The organism is Piscinibacter sp. (genome assembly GCF_050175855.1).
In the GTDB taxonomy this organism is placed as follows: Bacteria; Pseudomonadota; Gammaproteobacteria; order Burkholderiales; family Burkholderiaceae_C; genus Piscinibacter.
On sequence record NZ_JBFXIO010000368.1, the window covers coordinates 1 to 5143 of the forward strand.

Here is a 5143-nt window from a genome sequence, read left to right on the forward strand (position 1 = left end):
TCAGCAGGATGGGGATGGCCAGCTTGAATACCGCGATCGGCAGCGTGCCGACCAGCAGCAGCCGCGCACCGAAGGCCAGCCCCAGCGCCAGCACCGGGAACAGCACGCCGTCGACGATGCGATCACCGAACCAGATCGAGCCGGCAGCGGCCGCACGCCCACGCAGCAGCCGCACGATCAGCCAGGCGAGCACCAGGCAGCCGGCGAGCACGCCCAGTTCGGTGAGTGCGGCGGGCTGGGCCAGCCGGCCGAGGAGTTCCTGCAGTTCGGTGGTGTCGAGCGTTCGGGCCATGTCGAGTCGGAATCGAAGCGGGCCGCATTTGACCACGCACGGCCGTTACGGTTGGTGAACGGCCCAGCGCGCGGCCGCGCTATCGTGCGGCCTGCCTGCCGGAAGCCCGACCCATGCCCCAAGCCCTGCGCCATACCCTGCTGTCGATGCGCGACCTGCTCGCCACCGCCGGCCCCTTCATCCTGCTGGCGCTCGCGCTGCTGTTCGTCGCCTACCAGGTGCTCGACCCCAACCCGCCGAAGAAGGTGGTGCTGGCCACCGGGGCCGACCAGGGCGCCTATGCCGAGTTCGGCAAGCGCTACGCGGCGGCGCTGAAGGTGCACGGCATCACCGTCGAGCTGCGCCGCACCGCCGGCGCCGCCGAGAACCTGGCCCTGCTGCGCGAGGAGGGCTCCGGCGTCGACCTCGCGTTTGTGCAAGGCGGCGCCGATGTCGAGTACGCCAGCACCGCCGACGACGAGGCCGCCAACGCCGGCCTGGTGTCCCTGGGTAGCCTGTTCCACGAGCCGGTGTGGCTGTTCTACCGCGAGGAGTCCGCCCGGCGCGCCTTCGGCAAGCCGCAGCTCGAATCGATGGCCGACATGGCTCGCCCCGGCGACTGGAAGCTCAATATCGGCGCGCCGGGCAGCGGCGTGCCCAACCTGGTGAAGCGGCTGCTCGAGGCCAACCGGGTGGACGCGAGCACCTTGCAGCTGGTGCAGAACCCGTCGACGCCCGCCGTCGTGGCGCTGCTGGCCGGCGACATCGACGCGCTGGTGTTCGCCTCGGCGCCCGAATCGCCGCTGGTGCAGATGCTGCTGCAGACGCCGGGCGTGAAGCTGTTCGACTTCCCGCAGGCCGAAGCCTATTCGCGCCGCTTCCCCTTCCTCAGCCCGGTGATGCTGCCGCGCGGCGTGGTCGACCTGGCGCGCGACATGCCGCCGGCCAACATCCGCCTGATCGCGCCCACCGCCACGCTGGTGGCGCGCGAATCGCTGCACCCGGCGCTGGTGCAGCTGTTCGTGCAGGCGGCGCGGCAGATCCACGGCGGGCCGGGCTGGTTCCAGCGCAAGGGCACCTTCCCGACGATGGAGAACACCGAGCGGCCGCTGGCCGCCGAGGCCGAACGCTTCTACCGCAGCGGCCCGCCCTTGCTGCAGCGCTACCTGCCGTTCTGGATCGCCAACCTGATCGACCGCATGTGGGTGGTGATGGTGTCGATCATCGCCATCCTGATCCCGCTGTCGCGCGTGGTGCCGCCGCTGTACGAGTTCCGCGTGCGCTCGCGCATCTTCCGCTGGTACGGGCAGCTGCGGCGGCTGGAGGATGCCGTCGGCGAGCGCCCGGTGCACGAGCTGCTGGCCGAGCTCGACAGCCTGGAAGACCGTGCCGGACACATCAGCGTGCCGCTGTCCTACGCCGACGAGCTGTACGCGCTGCGCAGCCACATCCACATGGTGCGCAAGCGCCTGAAGGGTCAAGCCCCGCAAACCTAGAATCCGTCCATGGACACCCGCACCTCGCCCTACCGGGCCCGCATCGCGAAGACGCAGGAAGCTCTGGCCCGACACGGGCTGGCCGCGCTGCTCGTTCCCTCCTCCGACCCGCACCTGTCGGAATACCTGCCGGAGCACTGGCAGGGGCGCCAGTGGCTGTCGGGCTTCACCGGCTCGATGGGCACGCTGGTCGTGGCGCGCGACAAGGCGGCCGTCTTTGCCGACAGCCGCTACTGGGTGCAGGCCGAGGCCGAGCTGGCCGGCAGCGGCATCGAGCTGGTGAAAATCCCGACCGGCACGGCCACGCACCACGTCGAGTGGCTGGCCCGCGAAGCGAAGGCCGGCGAGACGGTGGCCGTCGACGGCGCCGTGCTCGGCCTGGCGGCCGCGCAGCACCTGCGCACGGTGCTGAGCAAGGCCGGCGTCACGCTGCGCACCGACATCGACCTGCTCGCCGAAATCTGGCCCGACCGCCCCGCCCTGCCCGCCGCGCCGGTCTACGAACACCGCGCCCCGCAGGCGCCGCTGCCCCGTGCAACCAAGCTCGTGCAACTGCGCGAGGCGATGGCGCGCCACGGCGCGACGCACCACCTGATCAGCACGGTCGACGACATCGCCTGGTCGCTGAACCTGCGCGGCTCCGACGTCACCTACAACCCCGTCTTCCTCGCCCACCTGCTGGTGGCGCCGGGCGGCGCGACGCTGTTCGTCGGCGAAGGCAAGATTGACGCAGAGCTGAAGGCCGCGCTGGCCGCCGACGGCGTGGCACTGGCGCCGTATGGCGAGGCCGCTGGGGCGCTGGCGGCGCTGCCGTCCGATGCCCGCGTGCTGCTCGATCCGAAGCGCGTGACGCTGGGCCTGCGCGAGCGCATCGCCGTGCCGGTGGTCGAGGCGATCAACCCGAGCACGCTGCTGAAAAGCCGCAAGAGCGAGGCCGAGGCCGAGCATGTTCGCGAGGCGATGCGCCAGGACGGCGCGGCGATGTGCGAGTTCTACGCCTGGTTCGAGCAGGCGCTCGGCCGCGAGCGCATCACCGAGCTGACCGTCGACGAGAAGCTGTCCGCCGCGCGGGCGAAGCGGCCCGGCTTCGTCGGCCTGAGCTTTTCCACCATCGCCGGCTTCAACGCCAACGGGGCGATGCCGCACTACCGGGCGACACCCGAGTCGCACGCCATGATCGAAGGCGATGGCCTGCTGCTGATCGACTCCGGCGGCCAGTATCTCGGCGGCACCACCGACATCACCCGCGTCTGGCCGATCGGCCAGGTCACCGACGCGCAGCGGCGCGACTACACGCTGGTGCTCAAGGGCACGATGGCGCTGTCGCGCACGAAGTTCCCGCGCGGCACGCTCTCGCCCATGCTCGACGCCATCGCCCGCGCGCCGCTGTGGGAACACGGCCTCGAGTACGGCCATGGCACCGGCCACGGCGTGGGCTACTTCCTCAACGTGCACGAAGGGCCGCAGACCATCTCCAAGGCACTGCCCGATGCGCACATGGCGATGGAGCCCGGCATGATCACCAGCATCGAGCCGGGCCTGTACCGGCCGGGCCAGTGGGGCATCCGCATCGAGAACCTGGTGCTCAACGTTCCCGCGGGCAGCACCGAGTTCGGCGAGTTCCTCGCCTTCGAGACGCTGACGCTGTGCCCGATCGACACGCGCTGCATCGACCGGGCCCTGTTGCGTGCCGACGAGATCGCCTGGCTGAACGGCTACCACGCGACGGTGCGCGAGCGGCTGCTGCCGCTGGTCGACGGCGCCGCGCGAGACTGGCTGCTGGTGCGCACCGAGCCGATCTGAGGCTGGCGCAGTTCATCCCGGCTTTCGCGCAGTTCGTCGCAAACCGCTGTCGGCGCCCGGGGCGCCCTCCTAGAGTCACATCAACGCGACAGGTCGTCGCGACTCGAAGGAGATTCAAATGATCGACCGCATCTTCGGCGCCCTGCTCATCGCCTGCCTGCTCGCCGGCGGTACCGTCGCCATCGGCAGCGCGATGCTGGACGATGCGCAGCCCGCCCAGCCGGTGCTCACCGCCACGCTGCCCACCGTCACGGTGATCGGCAAGCGCGAGCCGGTGAACACGCCGGTGGCGCGCAACGACGCGGACGTCGAGCCCACTGCGCGCCAGCTGCAGTGATCACATCTGTCGGAAGAGATGGAGGTAGCTGCGGCTCACGGGCAGCATTTCCCGCCGCCCCTTGAGATGCACCTCGGCCGTCTCGTTCGCACCGCGCGTCACCTGCACCACGTGATGCAGGTTGACGATCACCGAACGGTGCGTCTGCACGAAGCGTGAGGGATCGAGCTCGTCGGCGAGTTCCCGGATCGTCTTGCGGATCAGCGCCTCGCCGCCTTCCCACACCACCAGCGTGTACTTCTCGTCGGCCTTCAGGTAGACGACCTGGTCGACCGGGATCAGCCGCACGCTCGGGCCCACCGAGGCCTTGATCCACTGCAGATGGCCGCTCGGCGCACCGAGCCGCCGCTGCAGCTCGGCCTGCAGCCCCTCCAGCACCGAGTCCAGCGCCGGCGACGCCGCCGCCGGCTGCAGCAGGCGCTGCTTCAGCCGCTGCACCGTGTCGACCAGCCGCGCCTCCTCGAACGGCTTGACCAGGTAGTCGATCGCCCCCTGCTCGAAGGCCTGCACCGCGTACTGCTCGTAGGCGGTGACGAACACCAGCTGCGCGCGCCGGGCAATCGCCCGCGCCGCCTCGATGCCGTTCATGCCGGGCATGTGCACGTCGAGGAAGACCACCTGCGGCGCGTGCTCGTCGAACAGTTCCACCGCCTCGCGGCCGTTGCGCGCCTCGGCCACCACGGTCAGCTCGGGCCACGCCCGCGCCAGCACGCTGCGCAGCCGCTCGCGCAGCAGCGGCTCGTCGTCGGCGATCAGCGCGGTGGCGCTCATGCCGAAGCACCCGGGCAGCGCAGCGTGGCCACCACGCCGTGCGGCTCGGCCGGCGCGATCTCCAGCGCCGCACCGTCGCCGAAGAACATGGCCAGGCGCTCGCGCAGGTTGGCCAGGCCGGTGCCGGGCAGGCTCATCTCGCGCAGGCCGACGCCGCTGTCGGCCACGCTCGCCACCAGCGTGCCGTCGGCCTCGCGGCGGGCCCGCACCACGATGCGGCCGCCCTGCTCGGCCGGGTCGATGCCGTGGCGGATGGCGTTCTCCACCAGGGTCAGAAGCGCCATCGACGGGAATCGCACGCCCTCGATCTCCGGTGGAACATCGACCTCGAACGAGAGCCGGTCGGGCATGCGCATCAGCATCAGCTCCAGGTAGGCTCGCACCAGCGCCGCCTCGTTGCCGAGCGTCGCGTTGGGATCGCCCAGCCGCGGCATGGCCGCGCGCAGGTAGGCGATCAGACTGTTG

The 5143-nt window shown here is 70.9% G+C and carries 5 protein-coding genes and 1 pseudogene; 3 read left to right on the forward strand and 3 right to left on the reverse strand.

Translation table 11 applies throughout. The features are described 5' to 3' along the window. A pseudogene (locus AB7U92_RS21530) lies at nucleotides 1-292 on the reverse strand (mechanosensitive ion channel protein); the annotation flags it as partial. Between the two features lie 113 nt (nucleotides 293-405). Between AB7U92_RS21530 and AB7U92_RS21535 the strand changes: the two are divergent. From AB7U92_RS21535 to AB7U92_RS21545, 3 genes are all read left to right on the forward strand, one after another. Further along, a complete protein-coding gene (locus tag AB7U92_RS21535; RefSeq protein WP_428581882.1) occupies nucleotides 406-1767 on the forward strand; it encodes a TAXI family TRAP transporter solute-binding subunit in 1362 nt (453 codons plus the stop codon). A 9-nt stretch (nucleotides 1768-1776) separates the two neighbouring features. Then, nucleotides 1777-3570 (forward strand): aminopeptidase P family protein, encoded by a 1794-nt coding sequence (locus tag AB7U92_RS21540; RefSeq protein WP_428581885.1) that lies wholly within the window; start codon nucleotides 1777-1779, stop codon nucleotides 3568-3570. A 118-nt stretch (nucleotides 3571-3688) separates the two neighbouring features. Continuing rightward, entirely contained in the window at nucleotides 3689-3907 is a 219-nt protein-coding gene (locus tag AB7U92_RS21545; protein WP_428581888.1) for a hypothetical protein, read from the forward strand. On the opposite strand, the gene AB7U92_RS21550 is transcribed toward AB7U92_RS21545, so the two are convergent. Beyond that, nucleotides 3908-4678: a LytR/AlgR family response regulator transcription factor gene (locus tag AB7U92_RS21550; protein ID WP_428581891.1), complete on the reverse strand. Its 771-nt coding sequence runs from the start codon at nucleotides 4676-4678 to the stop codon at nucleotides 3908-3910. It lies immediately after the preceding gene. Then, nucleotides 4675-5143: sensor histidine kinase (locus tag AB7U92_RS21555; RefSeq protein ID WP_428581894.1), on the reverse strand; the 469-nt coding region annotated here is incomplete at its 5' end. The genes AB7U92_RS21550 and AB7U92_RS21555, both read right to left, overlap by 4 nt.

Coding starts and splice junctions, on each gene's coding strand:
- AB7U92_RS21545 (WP_428581888.1), top strand. CDS start 3,689: ATGATCGACCGCATCTTCGGCGCCCTGCTCATCGCCTGCCTGCTCGCC.
- AB7U92_RS21540 (WP_428581885.1), top strand. CDS start 1,777: ATGGACACCCGCACCTCGCCCTACCGGGCCCGCATCGCGAAGACGCAG.
- AB7U92_RS21535 (WP_428581882.1), top strand. CDS start 406: ATGCCCCAAGCCCTGCGCCATACCCTGCTGTCGATGCGCGACCTGCTC.
- AB7U92_RS21550 (WP_428581891.1), bottom strand. CDS start 4,678: ATGAGCGCCACCGCGCTGATCGCCGACGACGAGCCGCTGCTGCGCGAG.